This is a genomic window from Actinosynnema sp. NPDC050436, assembly GCF_040655415.1.
Lineage (GTDB): Bacteria > Actinomycetota > Actinomycetes > Mycobacteriales > Pseudonocardiaceae > Actinosynnema.
The window spans coordinates 796,102-816,018 of record NZ_JBFAJV010000003.1 but is presented as its reverse complement, the minus strand read 5'-3'; the positions used below and the strand labels follow the sequence as shown (position 1 = coordinate 816,018).

The 19,917-nt window shown below is 73.2% G+C and carries 16 protein-coding genes; 3 read left to right on the top strand and 13 right to left on the bottom strand.

Annotated features, from left to right (window positions below; genetic code table 11):
* The 5 genes from topA to AB0I60_RS12380 form a co-directional block, all read right to left on the bottom strand.
* Positions 1-2,769, bottom strand: coding sequence for a type I DNA topoisomerase (gene topA / locus AB0I60_RS12400; protein ID WP_360728392.1), 2,769 nt, complete (start codon positions 2,767-2,769; stop codon positions 1-3).
* Positions 2,770-2,895: 126 nt separating this feature from the next.
* Entirely contained in the window at positions 2,896-3,582 is a 687-nt protein-coding gene (locus AB0I60_RS12395) for a hypothetical protein (protein ID WP_360728390.1), read from the bottom strand.
* A gap of 113 nt (positions 3,583-3,695) precedes the next feature.
* On the bottom strand, positions 3,696-4,307 hold the full coding sequence (locus AB0I60_RS12390; RefSeq protein WP_360728388.1) for a hypothetical protein: 612 nt from the start codon (positions 4,305-4,307) through the stop codon (positions 3,696-3,698).
* A 32-nt stretch (positions 4,308-4,339) separates the two neighbouring features.
* On the bottom strand, positions 4,340-4,912 hold the full coding sequence (locus AB0I60_RS12385) for a hypothetical protein (RefSeq protein WP_360728386.1): 573 nt from the start codon (positions 4,910-4,912) through the stop codon (positions 4,340-4,342).
* Positions 4,913-5,045: 133 nt separating this feature from the next.
* A complete protein-coding gene (locus AB0I60_RS12380; RefSeq protein ID WP_360728383.1) occupies positions 5,046-7,352 on the bottom strand; it encodes a sodium-translocating pyrophosphatase in 2,307 nt (768 codons plus the stop codon).
* 210 nt (positions 7,353-7,562) lie between these two features.
* Here AB0I60_RS12380 and AB0I60_RS12375 point away from each other — a divergent pair, with 210 nt between their 5' ends.
* Positions 7,563-9,911 (top strand): DEAD/DEAH box helicase, encoded by a 2,349-nt coding sequence (locus AB0I60_RS12375; RefSeq protein ID WP_360728382.1) that lies wholly within the window; start codon positions 7,563-7,565, stop codon positions 9,909-9,911.
* Between the two features lie 391 nt (positions 9,912-10,302).
* On the opposite strand, the gene AB0I60_RS12370 is transcribed toward AB0I60_RS12375, so the two are convergent.
* The 8 genes from AB0I60_RS12370 to ssd all read right to left on the bottom strand — a co-directional run bounded on the left by AB0I60_RS12370 (position 10,303) and on the right by ssd (position 16,336).
* A complete protein-coding gene (locus tag AB0I60_RS12370) occupies positions 10,303-10,932 on the bottom strand; it encodes a bifunctional DNA primase/polymerase (protein ID WP_360728381.1) in 630 nt (209 codons plus the stop codon).
* A gap of 263 nt (positions 10,933-11,195) precedes the next feature.
* Positions 11,196-11,672: an Rv3654c family TadE-like protein gene (locus AB0I60_RS12365; protein WP_360728566.1), complete on the bottom strand. Its 477-nt coding sequence runs from the start codon at positions 11,670-11,672 to the stop codon at positions 11,196-11,198.
* Positions 11,665-12,078: a TadE family type IV pilus minor pilin gene (locus AB0I60_RS12360; RefSeq protein WP_360728563.1), complete on the bottom strand. Its 414-nt coding sequence runs from the start codon at positions 12,076-12,078 to the stop codon at positions 11,665-11,667. The genes AB0I60_RS12365 and AB0I60_RS12360 overlap by 8 nt, the downstream gene beginning before the upstream one ends.
* A gap of 77 nt (positions 12,079-12,155) precedes the next feature.
* A complete protein-coding gene (locus tag AB0I60_RS12355) occupies positions 12,156-12,311 on the bottom strand; it encodes a DUF4244 domain-containing protein (RefSeq protein WP_360728379.1) in 156 nt (51 codons plus the stop codon).
* A gap of 28 nt (positions 12,312-12,339) precedes the next feature.
* Positions 12,340-12,843, bottom strand: coding sequence for a type II secretion system F family protein (locus AB0I60_RS12350; RefSeq protein ID WP_360728377.1), 504 nt, complete (start codon positions 12,841-12,843; stop codon positions 12,340-12,342).
* Positions 12,844-13,199: 356 nt separating this feature from the next.
* Complete coding sequence (locus tag AB0I60_RS12345; RefSeq protein WP_360728375.1) at positions 13,200-13,976, bottom strand: type II secretion system F family protein; 777 nt, start codon at positions 13,974-13,976, stop codon at positions 13,200-13,202.
* Entirely contained in the window at positions 13,973-15,103 is a 1,131-nt protein-coding gene (locus tag AB0I60_RS12340) for a TadA family conjugal transfer-associated ATPase (RefSeq protein ID WP_360728373.1), read from the bottom strand. The genes AB0I60_RS12345 and AB0I60_RS12340 overlap by 4 nt, the downstream gene beginning before the upstream one ends.
* Before the next feature lie 129 nt (positions 15,104-15,232).
* Positions 15,233-16,336: a septum site-determining protein Ssd gene (ssd, locus tag AB0I60_RS12335; protein ID WP_360728371.1), complete on the bottom strand. Its 1,104-nt coding sequence runs from the start codon at positions 16,334-16,336 to the stop codon at positions 15,233-15,235.
* Between the two features lie 465 nt (positions 16,337-16,801).
* Here ssd and AB0I60_RS12330 point away from each other — a divergent pair, with 465 nt between their 5' ends.
* Together AB0I60_RS12330 and AB0I60_RS12325 are read left to right on the top strand one after the other, a co-directional pair.
* Positions 16,802-17,614 (top strand): HAD-IB family hydrolase, encoded by an 813-nt coding sequence (locus AB0I60_RS12330; protein WP_360728369.1) that lies wholly within the window; start codon positions 16,802-16,804, stop codon positions 17,612-17,614.
* A 578-nt stretch (positions 17,615-18,192) separates the two neighbouring features.
* Positions 18,193-19,914, top strand: coding sequence for a glycoside hydrolase family 3 N-terminal domain-containing protein (locus tag AB0I60_RS12325; RefSeq protein WP_360728366.1), 1,722 nt, complete (start codon positions 18,193-18,195; stop codon positions 19,912-19,914).
* Positions 19,915-19,917 lie beyond the last annotated feature (3 nt).

Here is a 19,917-nt window from a genome sequence, read left to right as displayed (position 1 = left end):
CTAGCCCTTCGACTTGGCGGGTGCCTTCTTGCGGGCCGGGGCCTTCTTCTTCGTGACCGGCCCCTTGGCGCGCTTCTCCGCGAGCAGCTCGGCCCCGCGCTCGTCGGTCAGCCCCTCCACGCTGTCGGACTTGCGCAGCGACGCGTTCGTCTCGCCGTCGGTCACGTAAGGCCCGAACCGGCCCTCCTTGACCACCATCGGCTTGCCGGACACCGGGTCGTTGCCCAGCTCCTTCAACGGCGGCGCGGCGGCGGCCCGACCCCGCTTCTTCGGCTCGGCGTAGATCTTGAGCGCCTCGTCCAGGGTCACCGTGAACAGCTGGTCCTCGCTGGTCAGCGACCGCGAGTCGGTGCCCTTCTTGAGGTAGGGCCCGTAGCGGCCGTTCTGCGCGGTGATCTCCGCGCCGGTCTCCGGGTCCTTGCCGACCACGCGCGGCAGCGACAGCAGCCTGAGGGCGTCCTCCAGCGTCACCGCGTCCAGCGACATGGTCTTGAACAGCGAGCCGGTGCGCGGCTTCGGGGCCTTCTTGGTGCCCTCGGGCGCTTCGGGCAGCACCTCGGTCACGTACGGGCCGAACCGGCCCTCCTTGGCCACGATCTCGTGCCCGGTGACCGGGTCGGTGCCCAGCGAGCGGCCCTCCTGCGGGGTGGCGAACAGCTTCTCCGCGACGTCCCGGTTCAGCTCGTCCGGCGGCAGGTCGTCGGGCAGGTTCGCGCGCTGCGACGTGAGCGCGCCGTCCTCGCCCTCGACCTCGCGCTCCAGGTACGGCCCGTAGCGGCCGACCCGGACCACGACCGTGCGGCCCTCCAGGTCCACGAACAGCGGGATCGAGTTCACCTCGCGGGCGTCGATCTGCTCGACGCTCGACCCGACCAGCTTCTTCAGCCCGCCCGAGCGGCCCACCGACGACTCCGGCCCGACGTTGCCGCCGAAGTAGAAGCCGGACAGCCACGTGGTGCGCTCCTGGCGACCTGCGGCGATGCCGTCGAGCTCGTCCTCCAGGGCGGCGGTGAAGTCGTAGTCCACCAGCCGGCCGAAGTGCCGCTCCAGCAGGCCGACCACGGCGAACGCCACCCAGGAGGGGACCAGCGCGGACCCCTTCTTCCACACGTAGCCCCGGTCCTGCACGGTGCTGATGATCGACGCGTAGGTGGACGGGCGGCCGATGCCCAGCTCCTCCATCGTCTTGATCAGGCTCGCCTCGGTGAACCTCGGCGGCGGGGAGGTCGAGTGGCCGTCGGCGGACAGCTCGGCGGCGACCAGCGCCTGGTCCTTGACCAGCTGCGGAAGCCGCGACTCGGCGTCGTCGGACTCGCCGCCCGCCTCCGAGTCGACCGTCTCCACGTACGCCTTGAGGAAGCCCGCGAAGGTGATCGTGCGGCCGGACGCCGCGAACGTGACGGCCTCGCCGCCGGGCCCGGCCGTACCGGGGACCGCCTGCGTGGTGCCGGAGATGCGGACGCTGGTCGTGTTGCCGCGCGCGTCGGACATCTGGGAGGCGATCGTGCGCTGCCAGATCAGCTCGTAGAGCTTGAACTCGTCGGACTCCAGCTCCCGCGCCACCTGGCCGGGCGTGCGGAACACCTCGCCGGCCGGGCGGATGGCCTCGTGCGCCTCCTGGGCGTTCTTGACCTTCCGGGTGTACTGGCGGGGCGTCTTGGAGACGTACTGCGCGCCGTACAGCTCGGTGGCCTGCGCACGGGCTGCCGTGATCGCGGTCTCGGACAGCGTGGTGCTGTCGGTGCGCATGTAGGTGATGTAGCCGTTCTCGTACAGCTTCTGCGCGGTGCGCATGGTCCGGTCGGCCGAGAACCGCAGCTTGCGGCCCGCCTCCTGCTGGAGGGTCGAGGTCATGAACGGCGCGTACGGCTTGCGCGTGTACGGCTTCTCCTCCACCGAGGAGACCGTCATGTCGGCCTTGACCAGGCCGTCCGCGATCGCGCGGGCCTGCGCCTCGTCCAGGACCCGGACCTCCGAGCCCTCCTTGAGCCGGCCGGTCGACTCGAAGTCGCGGCCGGTCGCCAGGCGCTGCCCGTCGACGGCCACCAGGCGCGCGCCGAACTGGCGCGGGGAGGCTTGCCCGCCGGCGTCCATGGTCGCCGAGACGTCCCAGTAGGAGGCGGTCACGAACTTCATCCGCTCGCGCTCCCGCTCGACCACGATCCGGGTCGCCACGGACTGCACGCGGCCCGCCGAGAGCTTCGGCATGACCTTCTTCCACAGCACGGGGCTGACCTCGTAGCCGTAGAGGCGGTCCAGGATGCGGCGGGTCTCCTGCGCGTCGACCAGGTCCTGGTCGAGGTCGCGGGGGTTCGCGGCGGCGGCCAGGATCGCGGGCTCGGTGATCTCGTGGAACACCATCCGGCGGACCGGCACCTTGGGCTTGAGGGTGTCCAGGAGGTGCCAGGCGATGGCCTCGCCCTCCCGGTCGCCGTCTGTCGCCAGGTACAGCTCGTCGACGTCCTTGAGCAGCTCTTTCAGCTCCGCGACGGTCGCCTTCTTGTCCGGCGTGACCACGTAGAGGGGCTCGAAGTCGTGGTCGACGTCGACGCCCAGCCGCGCCCACGACTGGCCCTTGTACTTGGCCGGCACGTCCGCCGCGCCGCGCGGCAGGTCGCGGATGTGCCCCTTGGAGGACTCCACGACGAAGTCGGTGCCGAGGTAGGACGCGATCTTCCGCGCCTTCGCGGGCGACTCGACGATCACCAACCGCCGGTTGCCGCTCGCGGATCCCCCGCTGCTCTTCTTCGCCCGTGTCGATCCAGCCACGCCGTCCCGCTCTCTCCGAACACTGTGTCCCGACCCGCCAGTGTGCACTGTCCTATGTCGCCGCAGGGGCAGCCCTGGTCGGGACAGGGTGACACAACTGTGCCCGATCACCCGCCAGGAGGACCGCTACGCGGCCGGCCAGGTCCGCTCCCCGACCCCGCGCGGAGCCCTCCCGACCAGCTCGGCGAGCCGCTCCAGCCGCCGCCTGCCCACCACCCGCAGCGCCGGCCCGCCGGTCTTGAGCAGTGTCGCCGGAAGTCCCGAAGCGGCCAACGCCTTTTGCAGCGGCTCGTGCGTGTCGGGCGAGCCGGGGTCGAGCCCGAGCACGTACGCCGACTCGGCCCAGCGGCCCGAAGCCAGCGCCCACAGCCGCAGCACGCCCCCGTGGGGGGTGAAGTCGGCGGGCACCACCTTCGTCCCGTCGGCCAGCCACTGGTGGGCCAGGCCGGTGAGGTCGGTCCGGTACGCCGTGGCCACTTCGAGCCCGCCGGACTGCGGCGGGACGACCGGCAGCTCCGCGCCGGAGCCGTCCGGCGGCAGCTCCGCCGCACCGGGCCCGTCGGGCGGTTCCCCACCGGGTTCGCCCGGCGGCGGGGCTGCCCGGGGCAGCACCTCGATCCGGGCTTGCACGTCCCGCTCGGCCAGCGCCGCGACCAGCGCCAACCCGCGCCAGCGCTCGTCCAGGCACACCGAGATGCGGGCCGCGCGACCGCGCGCGAAACCCACCGCCCGCCCGGGCCCGCACAGCAGCCCGGCCAGGTCCGCGACACAGGGCCGGCGTGCCTCGGCCGAGAAGAAGGACAGTTGCCCCACGGTCCCGCAGCGTAGAACACACGTTCGACCTCGGCCAGTCCCCGATCGCGGGTCACCGGCCCCGGGTCCGACCGGCGCGGGCGGCACCGCCCGACCGGTCGGACCGCCGGTGGTCAGCCGCCGAGCGACTTCATCTTCTCGGTGAGCTGGGTGCACGCGGGCGCCTTCTTGAACGCCTCGCTGAGCTTCGGGTCATTCTGCAGCTTCTTGATCTGCACGCCGGCGGTCGTGGTCTCGTCGCCGCCCAGTTCACCCAGCTTGGTGGTGAACTCGGGGTCGTTCGGGTCGAGCTTGCCGACCTCCTCGCTGGCCTTGGACCAGGTCCGCGACGAGTCGTCGAAGAACTTGACCAGCTCGTCGTGCAGCGGCTTGGCCTCCGGCGACGGCGGGCCGACCTCGGCCAGCTTCTTCCCGGCGTCGGTGAACGACTTGCCGGACTTGTCCGCGAACTCGACGATCTTGGCCTTCAGCGTGGCCGGGTCGGTGGTCGCGCCGCCCAACATGACCTGGAGCAGCTCCACCACGCCTTCCAGCGCCGGCGTGATGCCCTCGCAGTAGGTCCCGGCCCACTTCACCGGGTCGGCGGGCGGTGCCGTGGTCGTCGTGCCGCCGGCGGTCGTCGTGGTGCCGGAGCCGGACGGCCCCGACCCGGAGCCCGAACAGGCCCCGGTCACGAGGACGGCCGCGAGGACGGCCGGCACCGTCAAGCGCAGTTTCACGATCATTACCCCCACGTTGTCCGGTTGACGGCCGGATCCTACGACGTCGGGGTTACCGGTTCGGACGGCCGCGAGGTGCGCAGCTTCTGGCAGGCGGGGGCCCTCTCGGCGGCCTCCTTCAGCTCCGGCGTGGCCTCCAGCTGCTTGAGCGGCTCGGCGAACTGGTCCAGCCGCCCGATCACCTCGCCCGCCGCCTGGAGCCCGCCGACCGGGTCGTTCGCGTCGGCCGCCTCGACCGCCGCCTTGGCGTCGCTGAAGGACTTGCCGATGTCGGAGAACGTGGCCGCCATCTTCGTCACCTGCTCGTCGCCGCCCGCCACCGGCGACGGACCGACCTCGCCGAGCTTCTGGGCCGTCTGGTTGAACGCGTCGGCCAACTGGCCCATGTACGTGCTCATGTCGGCCTTGAGCTTCACCGGGTCGTTGGCGTCGAGCTTCGGCGGTGTCTTGGACACCGACACGAACGACGACGCGGCCGAGCACACCTTGTCCATGTAGGCCACGGTGTCGCCGGACGAGGACGAGGACGTCGTCGGGGCGGGGTCGTCGCCGGAACCGCACCCCGCGGCGAGCATCGCCGACGCGGCCACCACGGCCAGCCGGATCCACATGTCGGACTCTCCATTCACCCGGAATGCCGTCCGGGAGCACCCACAGTGTGCCCATCCCCGCCGCTGCGCACACGCCGGAGCGGGCACCCCCTCGTGCCGGGGTGCCCGCTCCGGGTCGGTCAGGCCGAGCCGGTCACGCCGCCCCGTTGGAGACGGTGGCCTCCGCCGGGGTCTCCGCGATCGCGGTGCCGCGCCGCTTCGACACGACGACCGCGCCGATGATCACCACGACCGCGACGAGCGCGATGGCGTAGCGGATGCCCGCCGACTCGCTCGCGCCCACCGAGAACGTGACGATGGCCGGGGCGATCAGCACCGAGACCAGGTTCATCACCTTGATCAGCGGGTTGATCGCCGGGCCGGCGGTGTCCTTGAACGGGTCGCCGACGGTGTCGCCGATGACGGTGGCCGCGTGCGCCTCGGAGCCCTTGCCGCCGTGGTTTCCGTCCTCCACCAGCTTCTTGGCGTTGTCCCACGCGCCACCCGAGTTGGCCAGGAACACCGCCATCAGGGTGCCGGTGGCGATCGCGCCCGCCAGGTAGCCCGCCAGCGGCCCGACGCCCAGGCCGAAGCCCACCGCGATCGGGGCCAGCACCGCGAGCAGGCCGGGGGTGGCCAGCTCGCGCAGCGAGTCCTTGGTGCAGATGTCCACCACGCGGCCGTACTCGGGCTTGACCGAGCCGTCCATGATGCCCGGGTTCTCCCGGAACTGGCGCCGCACCTCGAACACGATCGCGCCCGCCGCGCGGGTCACCGCGTTGACGGCCAGGCCGGAGAACATGAACACGACGGCCGCGCCGATCACGATGCCGACCAGCACGTTCGGCGAGAACACGACGTTGCTGAAGGACACCGGCACGGTCTCGGTGATGCCCGCCAGCGCCTGCTTGATCGCGTCCTGGTAGGAGCCGAACAGCGCGGTGGCGGCCAGCACGGCGGTCGCGATGGCGATGCCCTTGGTGATCGCCTTCGTGGTGTTGCCGACCGCGTCCAGCTCGGTGAGGATCTGCGCGCCCTCGCCGTCCACGTCGCCGGACATCTCCGCGATGCCCTGGGCGTTGTCCGACACCGGGCCGAACGTGTCCATGGCGACGATCACGCCGACCGTGGTCAGCAGGCCGCAGCCCGCCAGGGCCACCGCGAACAGCGCCACGACCAGCGTGCCGGACAGCAGGAACGCGCCGTACACCGCGCCGCCGATGACCAGCGCCGTGTAGACCGCCGACTCGAAGCCGACCGAGATGCCCGACAGGATGACCGTCGCCGCGCCGGTCAGCGACGTCTTGCCGACGTCCTTGACGGGCTTGTGCTCGGTGCCGGTGAAGTAGCCGGTCAGCCACAGGATGACGCCCGCCAGCACGATGCCGATGATCACGGCGATGGCCGCGATCAGCGCCGGGTTGCCCGGCGTGGCGATCACCTCGGGGTCGTCCACGCCCCGCAGCTCGCCGAACGAGCTGGGCAGGAACACGAACGCCGCCACCGTGCACAGCACGGCGGAGATCACCGCCGAGATGTAGAACGAGCGGTTGATCGCCGACAGGCCGCTCTCGCCGGTCCGGGCGGAGGTGATGTAGACGCCGATCACCGCCGTGAGCACGCCGATCGCCGGGACGATCAGCGGGAACAGCAGGCCCTTCGCGCCGAACGCGGCGGTGCCCAGGATGAGCGACGCGACCAGCGTCACCGCGTAGGACTCGAACAGGTCGGCCGCCATGCCGGCGCAGTCGCCGACGTTGTCGCCCACGTTGTCCGCGATGGTCGCCGCGTTGCGCGGGTCGTCCTCGGGGATGCCCTGCTCGACCTTGCCGACCAGGTCCGCGCCGACGTCGGCGGCCTTGGTGAAGATGCCGCCGCCGACCCGCATGAACATCGCCAGCAGGGCCGCGCCGAAGCCGAAGCCCTCCAGCACCTTGGGTGCCTGGCCGGTGTACACCAGCACCACGAGGGCCGCGCCGAACAGGCCGAGGCCCACGGTGAACATGCCCACCACGCCACCGGTGCGGAAGGCGATCCGCGTCGCCTTCTCCCGACCGCCGGGCTCCTTCGCCGCCGCCGCCACGCGCACGTTCGCGCGGGTCGACAGCCACATGCCCAGGTAGCCGATGACGGCGGAGAACGCCGCTCCGACGAGGAAGAACAGCGACCTGCCGATCCGCTCCCCGACGTCCTCCGCCGGGAGCAGGAAGAGCAGCACGAACACGATGACGACGAAAATGCCTAGCGTTCGGAACTGCCGGTTGAGGTAGGCCGCTGCGCCCTCTTGAACCGCCTTGGCGATGTCCTGCATCTTCACGGTGCCCTGGCCGGCGGCCAGGACTTCCCGAAGCAGGACATAACCGACGGCGAGAGCAGCCAGGGCGACCACGGCGACCACGGCCACGAGACCTTGGTCACCTCCGGAGAGCTCTAGGCCCTCCGCGAGGAATTGCCGGGACATCCGTCCTCCTGGTGAGTTTTCCAAGCCCAAGGCGGGAAGCACCGCGCTGCGCCGGGACCGGCCTTGCTCACACGCGACGGTCGGTCCCGACACAACGTGACGCATCCCTCATTGGATGCGATAGCGGCGGAGTCTATTCAAGGTCCGCAAGTACCCGACAGTGAGTCCCCGTCCGTGCACGCACCGTGATAGGCCCAGGAAGCACCCGCGATGTCGGTGGCGTGTGCGAAGCTGCGCCCCGTGGCGAACCAGGGACCTCGACTGCTGGACCGGGTGCTCGCCGGAGTCCCCGCCGGAGAGTCGCCGTTGACGCACCGCGCGGACCTGCCGCGCCGGGCCGCGCAGGTCGTGCCGTGGCCGTCCTGGGCCGCGCCGGAGGTGGTGGCGGCACTGGTGGACCGGGGCGTCCCGGAACCGTGGCGGCACCAGGCGGAGGCGGCCGACCACGCGTGGGCCGGCCGGCACGTCGTGGTGGCCACGGGCACCGCGTCCGGCAAGTCGCTGGCCTACCAGTTGCCGGTGCTCAGCGCCCTGCACGAGGACCCGAGGAGGACCGCGCTCTACCTGTCCCCCACCAAGGCGCTGGGTGCCGACCAACTCCGGTCGGTGGAGGCGCTGGGCGTGCCGCAGGTGCGGGCGGCGACCTTCGACGGCGACACCCCGATGGCCGAGCGGGACTGGGTGCGGGCGCACGCGAACTGGGTGTTCACCAACCCCGACATGCTGCACCGGGGGGTCCTGCCGAACCACGCCAGGTGGATCAGGTTCTTCCGCCGGTTGTCGTACGTCGTGGTGGACGAGTGCCACTCCTACCGGGGCGTGTTCGGGTCGCACGTGGCACTGCTGCTGCGGCGGCTGCGGCGGGTCGCCCGGCGGTACGGGGCGGACCCGGTCTTCGTGCTGGCGTCGGCGACGGTGGCCGATCCCGCGACTTCGGCTTCCCGCTTGACCGGGGTGCCGTGCGAGGCGGTGACCGAGGACTGCTCGCCGCGCGCCGGGAGGACCGTCGCGCTGTGGGAACCGCCGCTGCTCACCGAGCTGGAGGGCGAGAACGGCGCACCCGTGCGGCGGTCGGCGGGCGCGGAGACCGCGCGCATCCTGGCCGACCTGGTCGTGGAGGGAGCCCGCTCGCTGGCCTTCGTGCGGTCGCGGGTCGGCGCGGAGCTGACCGCCATCGGGGCCCGGCGGGTGCTGGCCGAGGTCGACCCGGAGCTGGCCTCCCGGGTGGCCGCCTACCGGGGCGGCTACCTGCCCGAGGAGCGGCGGGCGCTGGAGAAGGCCGTGTCCAGCGGCGACCTGCTGGGCGTGGCGACGACGAACGCGCTGGAGCTGGGCGTCGACATCGTGGGCCTGGACGCCGTGGTGGTGGCGGGCTTCCCGGGGACGCTGGCGTCGTTCTGGCAGCAGGCCGGGCGCGCGGGGCGGACCGGGGACTCGGGCGCGCTGGTGGTGTTCGTGGCGCGGGACGACCCGTTGGACACCTACCTGGTGCACAACCCGGCGGCCGTGCTGGACAAGCCGGTCGAGGCGACCGTGCTCGACCCGACCAACCCCTACGTGCTGGAGCCGCAGCTGGCGTGCGCGGCGGCGGAGCTGCCGCTGACGCCGGACGCGCTGGAGGAGTTCGGCGGCCCGCTCGCGGTCGAGGTGCTGGACGGCATGGTCGGGCGCGGGCTGCTGCGGCGCAGGCCGAACGGCTGGTACTGGACGTCGCACGACCGGCCGCACGGCGAGGTCGACATCCGGGGCTCGGGCGGCGACCAGGTCGTCGTGGTGGAGGGCGACTCGGGCCGGATGCTGGGCACCGTCGACCCGGCGGCGGCCTGCTGGACGGTGCACGACGGCGCGGTGTACCTGCACCAGGGCGAGTCGTACGTGGTGGACCGGCTGGACCTGGAGAGCGGCATCGCGCTGGTGCACGCGGAGAAGCCGGACTGGACGACCACCGCGCGCGACACCAAGGACATCGCCGTCGTGCGGGTGCTGGAGGAGCGGCGGTTCGCCGGGGTGTCGGTGTGCCTGGGCGAGGTGGAGGTGACCTCGCAGGTCGTCGGCTACCTGCGGAAGCTGTCCTCCGGCCAGGTGGTCGACTCGGTGCCGCTCGACCTGCCCGCGCAGACCCTGCGGACCCGCGCGGTCTGGTACACGGTCGGCGAGGAGCTGCTGGGCAGTGCGCCGGGGGGCGCCGGGCTGGACCCGGCGCGCATCCCCGGCGCGCTGCACGCTGCCGAGCACGCGGCGATCGGCCTGCTACCTCTCTTCGCGACCTGCGACCGATGGGACATCGGCGGCGTCTCGACCGCGCTGCACCAGGACACCGGGGAGGCGACGGTGTTCGTGCACGACGGTCATCCGGGAGGCGCCGGTTTCGCCGACCGCGGGTTCGCGGCCGTGGTCCCATGGCTGGTCGCCACGAGGGAGGCGATCGCTTCCTGCACGTGCCCGGCCGGTTGCCCGTCCTGCGTCCAGTCGCCGAAGTGCGGGAACGGCAACGATCCGCTGGACAAGGCGGGCGGGTTGGCCGTGCTGGACGTCGTGCTCGGGGTTGTCGGGGAGTAGTTCCACGACGTCCAACACGGCCGGGCCGGTACTGCTACCGCGGGTGCGTCCGCGGGTGGTGCGCAGGTCGCCGGTGTGAGGCCGACGACCCTTCCAACAGGTGCCGAACCGCCGGAGGAGGACGGCGGTCCGGCCGGCCCTGGTCAAGTGGGCCCGGAGAGGGCCGGTCTCGCTCAGGTCGACCCGGGAGGGGTCGGTGGTGAAGCCGACCCGGGAGGGGTCGGACGTGCCCGGCAGGCCCCGGGTCGGACGGGGGCTGCCGGCGTGGGCTCCGCCGCGCTCGGTTGTGCTCGGGCCGGTCGTGCTCGGGCCGGTCGTGCTCGGGCCGGTCGTCATCGGGCCTTCCCGTCAGCCGGGCGCGGTCAGCCGGTCGTGTTCAGCCGTTGGTGGGTCAGGCCAACCCGCCGGCGACCAGTCCGTAGTCGGCGGCGGCGTGGCCGGCGGGGACGTGGACGGCCTCGGTCAGCGCGTCCTGCACGACGTCCAGGGCGGGCAGCTGCCACGCGCAGATCTGCGGCTTGACCCGCCAGTGCACGACGCCGTGCTGGAACGGCGTCGGCGGCAGCGGGACGTACTCGCCCTGGCCGTAGTGGTGGACGTCGTGGTCGGCGACCCAGTCGGCGTCCAGCGGCCGGCCGGTGGCGACGAGGAACATCCAGCGTCCGGAGGGCGTGGCCGCGATCGGCACCGGGACCCCGGCCGCGCGCAGCGCCACGGCGGCCCGCCGGCCGAGCTCGGCCCCGACCTCGACGGCGTCCACACCGTGACCGGTGGCCAGCAGGAGGCTGTAGGAGTGGCCCGCCCACCAGGTGGCGACCTGCGCCGCCTTGGTGCCGATGCGCTCCTGCCAGTCGTGGTGCACCGGGACCGGGCCGTCGTGCTCGACGCCCTCGCGGCCGGCCCACTGCGCACCCGCCGGATAGGTGCCCGGCAGCACAGGCCACCCGTGCCACGCGAGGTTGACCGCCTCTGCGCGCAGCTCGATGCGGAAGGCCCCGCGCCAGCTATCCGACCACTCCATCTGAGGTTCGCCTCCTTGAAGACCACGACACCGTGTCGGGTGTTCTTCGACACCGCGTCGGTGCCGCCACTTGAACTAACGACATGTCAGGGACTTCTGGTAACCACCAGTCGACAACTGGTAGGTACGGAACGGCGAACGCCGGTCGTCCGGACGGCCGACAGAACTCCCGCGTTCCCGCAGACGGCCGCCGAAGCCGCAACCAACGGGGCTGTGAGTCCGCTCACCGCCGGAGGGCGACCGTTCGTCGCGGCGAGCGGACCTCATGCTTCAGCCGCGCCGGCCCGAGCCCGAGCGCTGGGCGCACCGAACACCGCCCCGAACCCTCCGACAGGCGGCCCCCTGACCTCCACCACCACCTCCGGCCCGCTCCCCTCCAACCCAGCCGGCCCCAACCCAGCCGGCCCCAACTCGGACGGCTCCAACTCGGACGGCTCTTGCTCCGACACCCCTTGTTTCGACGGCTCTCGCTCGGACACCGCGCACGCCACCAGCTCCCCTCCCATCCGCCGGACGACCCACTCGGCCCTCCCGCACGCACTCGCCTCACCACCGCTCACCCACGCGGCCCCGGCGACCGCCGCGAGATCGGCAGCCGCCGCCGCGCGGTGCCGCCCGACCACCACCTCCCCGTACTGGACGCCGAACACCACAGCCACCCCCACCACCCCGAGCACCGCAACGGCCACCCAACTCGCCGCGCCCCGGTCATCCCCGAAGCGACCACCCCTCTCAGCCACGACCACCACCGACAGGCAACTCAGCACCGCGCCCGGACCTGCCCTTCATCTCCACACCAGTCCCGGCATCGGCCCCTACTCCGGTTCCTGCATCGGATTCGGCATCGGTTCCTGCGACTCCCGGTTCCAGCACCGCGTAGGCGTCGGCGCGCACCTCGACCAGCGTTCGCCGCGCCCGGACCTCGACCCTGGCCGTGTCGCCTTCCCGGTGGACGACCAGTTCGGCACCTCTCGGCGCGATCTCCTTCGCGGCGGTGGATGCGCGTGCCGGCTCGCCGCGAGCGACCAGCCGCGCCGCTTCCCGGGCGGCGTCCGTGCACCGGACCTGGGCGACGACGGTCATGACCACCTCGACACCCAGCACCAGGAACGCCACCAGCCCGCAGACCGCCAAGGCGGCCTCCACCGTCACCGCGCCGCGATCACCGTCCACCCAGGATCGGGAGCCTGCAACGAGATCCGGCGGTGGCGGCCGACGCCGGATCACGTCCCCGCCGAGAAGGCTTTGTGCAGCAACCCCCGCATCATCTCGGTCACCCACTCGCCGCCGAGCAGGACGATCAGCAGCCCCGCGAACCCGGCCGCCGCCAAGGTGGCGAGGGCGTACTCGGCCGTCGTTGTCCCCTTGTCGTTCAACACGATTACTCCATCAGTCTGTTGTGGACAGTCACCAGTTCGCGCTCACCCGGCCGGCCAACCCGATCACGACCGGCAGGACTCCCAGGCACAGGAACGCGGGCAGGAAGCACAGCGCCAACGGCCCCGCGACCGACACGGCCGCCCGCTGGGCGCGAGCCTCCGCCCGGTCGTCCGCCCGTGCCCGGAGATCGGCCGCGAGGTCCGCCACGGCCCCGGCCAACGCAGCGCCGGATCGCGCACTGCGCCGAGCCGCCCGAGCCAGCGCGGCGGTGTCGGGGTGGTCGAGCGCCGCAGCCCACGCCGTCACCGAGTCGGCTCCCAACGCCAGCAGGTCGCCGACCTTGCGCAACGCCGCGCCGGGCCCCGGCGGCGCACCCGCCACCACCGCCTGCACAGCCGCTGCCACCGGCAGCCCGGCCCGCAACGCCGCCGCGAGCAGGTCCCACGTCGCGGGCAGCGCGAACGGGTCCGGAGGCGGGGGCTTCGCCCGAGGCACGAGCCTCGGCAACGCGACCACCAGCCACCTGACCACCGGCCACCTGACCACCGGCCACCTGACGGTCCCCGACCGCCCAGCCGCCGACCGCGCGCCGGGCAGCCACATGCCCACCGAGCGCGCGCCAGGCAGCCACGCGCCCGCCGGCCGCGCGGTGGTCGGCCACCCGCCCGCCGACTGTGCGGCGGCCGGCTGTTCCGTGGCCCGCCACCCGCCGGCCAGTCGCTCGGTGACCGGCCGCTCAGGGATTGGCCGTTCCCATGCCGAGCGCGTGTCTGGCGACCACTTGCCCGGCTGAGGGTCGGTGGTAGGCGGGCGGTAGGTGGTCAGGCGGGCCAGTCGGGGGCGGGGCGGTGGGAGGATCGCCAGGGCTGCCGCCAGCAGGAACAGGCTCATGTCAGCACCTGCCTCGTCAGGTGCGCGCTCCACGCCAGGCCGGCGCAGATGAGCACTGCGCCGGACACCAGCAGGACTTGGCCCGCGATGGTGGAGGTCAGCACCGCTACCGGGCCTGAGCCGGTCGCCTCGCCCAGCAGCACGCCGAACACCGGCAGCGCCGCCAGCACCGCCGCGCTCGACCGGGGGCCGGCCATCCGGGCGCGGAACCGGTGGGCGAAGCCGATCCGGCGGCGCAGGTCGCGCCGGACCTCCTCCAGCACGTCCGCCAGCGGCACGCCGTGCTCGCTCGACAGCCGCCACGCCCTGGCCAGCGGGCGCGCGTCCGGGTCGGTCAGCGCGGCCTCCGCGTTGCCGCCCCGCGCCGCTGCCGAGGCGATCGCCCGGAACACGCCGGCAGCCGGAGGCTCCGCGTCCTGGGCGGCACCGGCGGCGGCCTGCGCCGGGTGCGCGCCCGACCGCAGCTCGGCGACGAACCCCGCCAGGCCCTCGGCGAGCGCGGTGGAGGCGCGCAGCCGGGACCGCTCGACGCGGTGCCCGCGACGGACCCGCCACGACGTCCACGCGACGAGCGCACCGGCCAGCGCGCCACCGATGCCGCCGACCAAGCCGACCACCGCGCCCAGCACGACCACCGTCACCTCTTCGGGTGGCCTCCAGCGCACGCGACCGGATCGCCTGCCCTGCAACGCCTTCAGCCGACCGGCCGACGACACCGGGGCCACCAGCACAGCGGCAGCGAGCGGCACGACCACCACCGGCCACGAGGTCATGGCGCACCCACCAGCTCACGCAGGCCGGCTCCCGCCGGCTGCCACCCCCCGTCACGCCGCCAGGCCGTACGGACCAGCAGTTCGCCGTGCCGCCGCTCGAACACCCCGATCTCCGCCAGGTGCCGCTCACCGCCCGGACCCCGGCGCATGTGCAGCACGACCTTCACCGCCGCCGCCAACTGGCTGTGCAGCGCCGGCCGGTCCAGGCCGCCCAGGGCCGCCAGCGCTTCGAGCCGCGCCGGGACCTCGGCGGGCGAGTTGGCGTGCAAGGTCCCCGCCCCGCCGTCGTGCCCGGTGTTGAAGGTGGTCAGCAGGTCGACCACCTCCGCGCCGCGCACCTCGCCGACGACGATCCGGTCCGGCCGCATCCGCAGGGCCTGGCGGACCAGGTCGCGCTGGGTCACCCGGCCCGCGCCCTCGACGTTCGCGCCGCGCGCCAGCAGCCGGACGAACTGCGGGTGGGCGGGGTGCAGCTCGCCGGCGTCCTCGACGCACACCACCCGCTGGTCGTGCGGCACGCAGCCGAGCAGCGCGGCGAGCAGGGTCGTCTTGCCCGAGCCGGTGCCGCCGACGACCAGGAACGCCACCCGCGCCCGGACGACGGCCCGCAGCACCTCGCCGACCTCCCCGGAGAACGTGCCGCGCCGCTCCAGGGCCGCCAGGTCGTGCACGGCGGGGCGCAGGACGCGCAGCGACAGGCAGGTCGACGGGGTGATCGGCGGCAGCACCGCGTGCAGCCGCACGGAACCCGGCAGCCAGCCGTCCACGAACGGCACGGCGTCGTCCAGCCGCCGCCCGGCCTCCACCGCCAGCCGCTGCGCGAGCCGCCGCACGGCCGCTTCCCCGGCGAACGCCACCCCGGTGCGCCGCAGGCCGGCCGGGCCGTCGACCCACACCTGGTCCGGCCCGGTGACCAGGACGTCGGTGTGCTCCGGGTCGCGCAGCAGCGGTTCCAGCACGCCCGCGCCGACGAACTCCTGCCGCAGCACCGTCAGCGCCCGCCGCACGTCCTCCTGGCTGACCACGCCGCCGGCCTCGCTGCGCACGGCAGCGGCCACCGACGCCGACGTCAGCTCCGCACCGCCGTCCGCCAGCCGCTGCCGGACGCGCTCCACGAGTTCGGTCACGACCGAACTCCCGCGCGAATCACCCGTCCGGCCGACGCCCGAGCGGGGACCGGGACGGCGACGCAAGCGCTTTCCACCGGGTGGTGGGCCACCGCGAATCCCGATGGGGTGGACTCGACCGGACGCCACTCACCCACACCCCACCTCCCTCACGGCGTAGGGCTTGGCGGACAGGGGTTTCTGGGCGCGCAGCACCGCCAGCACCTCGCGCGCGGCCGACGCGAGCGGCCCCTTGCGGTGGGCCGGGAACCGGCCCCGGTCCAGCGCGTCGGCCAACCGCCGTTCCGGCCGCATGGAGGTGAGCAGCGGCAACCCCACCGCCTTCGCCACCTGGTGGGCGTGCAGCCCGGTCGGCGACGGCCCCCGGACGACGGCGTGCAGCGCGACGCCCCGGGTGACCACCTGGTCCGCCACCCGCCGCGCCGCCGCGCACGCCCGCAGCCCCGCCGGCACCACCAGGACCGCCAGGTCTGACCGCTCCAGCGCAGCCCCGGCGACGGGCGAGAGCTGCCTCGGCACGTCGCAGACCACCGTCTCGCCCGCCCGCCGCCCGGCCTCGACCACGGCCGCGACGGCCTGCGGTGTCGGGTCGGGGCCGTTGCGCGCGCAGGAGAGGAAGGACAGCCGCCCCTCGCCCCTGGCGCGGGACGGCAGGGCCGAGCGCAGTTCCGCGACCGGCACCCGCCCGCCGCTCAGGCCGAGGTCCGGCCAGCGCTTGCCCGCCTCCCCCTCCGCGCCCAGCGCCAGGTCCAGCCCGCCGCCCAGCGGGTCGCAGTCCACCAGGAGCCCCCGCCCGCCGTCGGCCAGCACGGCCTGGCCGACGGCCGTCGCCAGCGCGGTGGCACCCGCGCCGCCGCAGCCGCCCAGCACGGACAACACCCGACCGCCGCCCGGTGGCGACTCCACCAGGTCGGACAGCACCTCCTGGAGTTCCGCCCGCCCCTGCTCGACGTCGAGCACCCGCTCGACGCCCAGTTCCAGGGCGAGCGGCCACACCGACTGGTCGGGAGGGCCGGTGGACACCACGAACACTGCGGGCCGCCGGGGCAGCGCGGCACCGGCGCACCCCGCCAGGCCCTCGGCGTCGAGCAGCACGGCCGGGGCGGCGCGCCACGGCCCGCGCAGCGCGGCCAGGTCCGGCACCCGCTCCACCTCGGCACCCGCGACGGCGGCGGCCTGGAGCACTTCCTCCAGCAGCGCCGGGTCCGCGACCAGCGTCAGCAGTCGATCCACGATTCCTCCTCGGTCGTTCACGGTGGGTGCTGCCCACGGTCCCGAGTGGTGAGGAAGGCCACAACTGCCGATGATCAATCTGTGGACAGGATTTGGGCCTGTGGACAACCCGGAGCCGCGAATCGGCGGAATTCCCGGTGCCCAAGGCTGGAGGGGAGGCGCCGCGCCGGACCGGCCCGGAACGGGTGCGGGGTCTGGCGGAAGAGGGGACCGATCCGACCCCGGACATGGGACGACCCCCGCCAGGGGGGAGGGACGGGGGTCGTCATTGGTTCAGTCCCGGGGGGTCGGACTGAACCCGTCCGGTCGAGCCGGACCCGTCTACTGTATCCCCACGGGACAGGGTCATGCGTGTCTTCCGTTAGAGGGACACGGAAAATTCGGTAGGCCGCATCACTGTGAGTTCGTAAAGCGCCGAATGACCGTGGTCGTCGGACCCGCCCGACCGGCCCTTAAGCTGGAGCGGTGACCGAGCACGCCACCGAAGGCAGCAGAGTCGCCGCGTTCTTCGACCTGGACAAGACGGTCATCGCCAAGTCGAGCACGCTGGCGTTCAGCCGGCCGTTCTTCCAAGAGGGCCTCATCAACCGGCGTGCGGTGCTCAAGAGCGCCTACGCGCAGTTCGTGTTCATGCTGGCCGGCGCGGACGCCGACCAGATGGACCGGATGCGCTCGCACATCACCGCCCTCTGCGAGGGCTGGGACGTCGAGCAGGTCCGCTCGATCGTGGACGAGACGCTGCACGACATCGTCGACCCCCTGGTCTACAAGGAAGCCACCCAACTCATCCTGGACCACAAAGCGGACGGGCACGACGTCGTCGTCGTCTCCGCTTCCGGCGAAGAACTGGTCGCGCCCATTTCCGCGATGGTCGGCGCGAACCGCAGCGTCGGCACCCGGATGGTCGTCAGCGACGGCCGCTACTCGGGCGACGTGGACTTCTACTGCGCCGGCGAGAACAAGGCGGTCGCCGCGAAGCAGCTCGCCGACGAGCACGACTACGACCTGGCGCGCTGCTTCGCCTACTCCGACTCCATCACCGACCTGCCGCTGCTGGAGGTGGTCGGGCACCCGACCGCCGTCAACCCGGACCGCGCGCTGCGCAAGGTCGCGGCGCAGCGCGGGTGGCCGGTGCTGACGTTCTCCGACCCGGTGTCGCTGCGGGCCCGCATCCCGCGCCCCTCCGGCACGACGGTCGCGGTGACCGCGATCGGGTTGGGCGCGGCGACCGCAGCCGGTGTCGCCTGGTACGGCCTGCGCCGCCGGCGGCGCGGCTGATTCACCCGGCCTCTGCCCGGACAGCGGTACCCGGTGCGGCGCACGAGCGGAAAACGGTGTCACACAAGAAGATCCGCTACTCACGGTCGCTTGACCGGTGCACTCCATCGAGCCCTTGCCGCCGGGCTGGACACGCACTACAAAGGAAGTGCGGACCTCCGGTTGGCCAGGGACGGAGCGGAAGAGAAGCGCCGTTCACCCCGACAGAGCTCCGTGCGCGGACTTCGAGCACCCACGCGCAGCACGCCGCGGGAGGCTTGTCGTCAAGGGCCTGCGTAACGGGACGCCGGACGCCGAGGCCAGGTTGATACGACACGAGTTGCACGCTTGGTAACTCGAACGTCCGCGCTGAAGGCCGGGCCCCCGGTTCGCCGGGGGCCCGGCCTGTTTTTGTGCCCACGTCCGGGACACCTCTGGCAGAAACGCCCGATCGGGTGACGCCGACGAGCCCGGGAATCGTCGGTGCCCGTCCGCACAATGCCTACGCAACGCAACCCGTTGACCCCGTCCCCGTGACGTGGGTAACTTCCGAAAAGGCCCACCACCCGGTGGAAAGATTGCCAAGTGAGGGGGACACCGTGTTCCGTCCGCTCGTCGCCGCGCTCGCGGTCGCGGCGTCCCTCGTGGTGCCGCCGGCCACCGCACGGCCCGCCGCAGGACCGGCCACCGACCGGGCAGCGCCCTCCGCCGAGGCGCTGGTGCGCGGCATGTCGCTGGAGCAGAAGGTGGGCCAGCTGTTCGTCACCTCCCTGCACGGACAGGCCCCGGACGAGGTCCACCCCGGCAACCTGCGCGACTTCGGCGTCGGCACGCCGGCCGAGGTGGTCGCCAAGTACCAGCCGGGCGGGGTCGTCTACTTCGACAACGACAAGTACGACAACCTCGACACCCCTCAGCAGATCGCGCGGCTGTCCAACGGCCTCCGGCAGGCGAGCCGCATCCCGCCGACCGTCGCCACCGACCAGGAGATGGGCCTGGTGACGCGGATCGGCCCGCCCGCCACCCAGTTCCCCGGCAACATGGCGCTCGGCGCGGGCCGCAGCGCGCCGGACGCCGAGCGGGCCGCCGCCATCACCGCGCGCGAGCTGCGCGCCATGGGGGTGAACCAGAACTTCGCGCCGGACGCGGACGTCAACTCGAACCCGGCCAACCCGGTGATCGGCGTCCGCTCCTACTCCGGAGACCCGGCGCTGGCCGCCGAGCTGACCGCCGCCCAGGTGCGCGGCTACCAGCAGCCGTTCCCCTCCCGGCACGGCGTGTCCGCCACCGCCAAGCACTTCCCCGGCCACGGCGACACCGACGAGGACAGCCACAGCACCCTGCCGAAGGTCGACCGGACCGTCGAGCAGTGGCGCGCGATCGACGCCCCGCCGTTCCGCGCGGCCGTGGAGGCGGGCGTCGACTCGGTGATGACCGCGCACCTCCGGCTGCCCCGGATCGACCCGTCGGGCGAGCCGGCCACGCTGTCCAAGCCCGCGATCGACCTGCTGCGCCACGAACTCGACTTCGACGGCGTGGTGATCACCGACTCGCTGGCGATGGCGGGCGTCCGCCAACTGCACCCGGACGCCGAGATCCCGGTGCTGGCGCTGAAAGCGGGCGTCGACCAACTCCTGATGCCGGTGGACCTGGGGCTCGCCGTGGACAGCGTGGTGGCGGCGGTGCGCAGCGGCGAGCTGACCGAGCGGCGCATCGATCAAAGCGTGCTGCGGGTGCTGCGGGTGAAGCTGCTGCGGGGCGTGCTGACCGGCCCGCCGGTGGACGAGGGCGCGGTGGGCGGGAGCGTCGGCACGCCCGCGCACCTGGCCGCCGCGCAGGCGATCACCGACCGCACGGTGACCGCCGTGCGCAACCGGTCGCTGCCGCTCAAGACCACGTCCGCACTGGTCACGGGGTGGGGTGAGGCACCGACCCGCACGCTCGCCGGCCTGCTCGGCGGCACCGCCCTGCCCACCGGCGACGCACCCGCCGAAGCCCAGGTGGCCGAGGCGGTGCAGCGGGCGGCGGAGGCGGACCTGGTGGTCGTGCTGACCAACGGGCTGTCCGCGCGGCCCGAGCAGCAGGCGTTGCTGACGAGGCTGCTGGCGGTGGGCGTGCCGGTGGTCGCGGTGGCGGTGCGCAACCCCTACGACGTGGCGCACACCGCCGCGCCGAACTGGCTGGCCACCTACTCCTCCGGCGCGGGCTCGATGGCGGCGGTGGCGCGGGTGGTGACCGGCGAGGTGCGGCCGACCGGCCGGCTGCCCGTCGCCGTGCCCGGTCCGACGCCGTACCCGCTCGGCCACGGGGTGACCTGGTGACGG

Excerpts from the sequence above, each read along its gene's own strand:
- AB0I60_RS12390 (WP_360728388.1), bottom strand. The coding sequence starts at position 4,307 with ATGATCGTGAAACTGCGCTTGACGGTGCCGGCCGTCCTCGCGGCCGTC.
- AB0I60_RS12385 (WP_360728386.1), bottom strand. The coding sequence starts at position 4,912 with ATGTGGATCCGGCTGGCCGTGGTGGCCGCGTCGGCGATGCTCGCCGCG.
- AB0I60_RS12380 (WP_360728383.1), bottom strand. The coding sequence starts at position 7,352 with ATGTCCCGGCAATTCCTCGCGGAGGGCCTAGAGCTCTCCGGAGGTGAC.
- AB0I60_RS12375 (WP_360728382.1), top strand. The coding sequence starts at position 7,563 with ATGTCGGTGGCGTGTGCGAAGCTGCGCCCCGTGGCGAACCAGGGACCT.
- AB0I60_RS12370 (WP_360728381.1), bottom strand. The coding sequence starts at position 10,932 with ATGGAGTGGTCGGATAGCTGGCGCGGGGCCTTCCGCATCGAGCTGCGC.
- AB0I60_RS12345 (WP_360728375.1), bottom strand. The coding sequence starts at position 13,976 with ATGACCTCGTGGCCGGTGGTGGTCGTGCCGCTCGCTGCCGCTGTGCTG.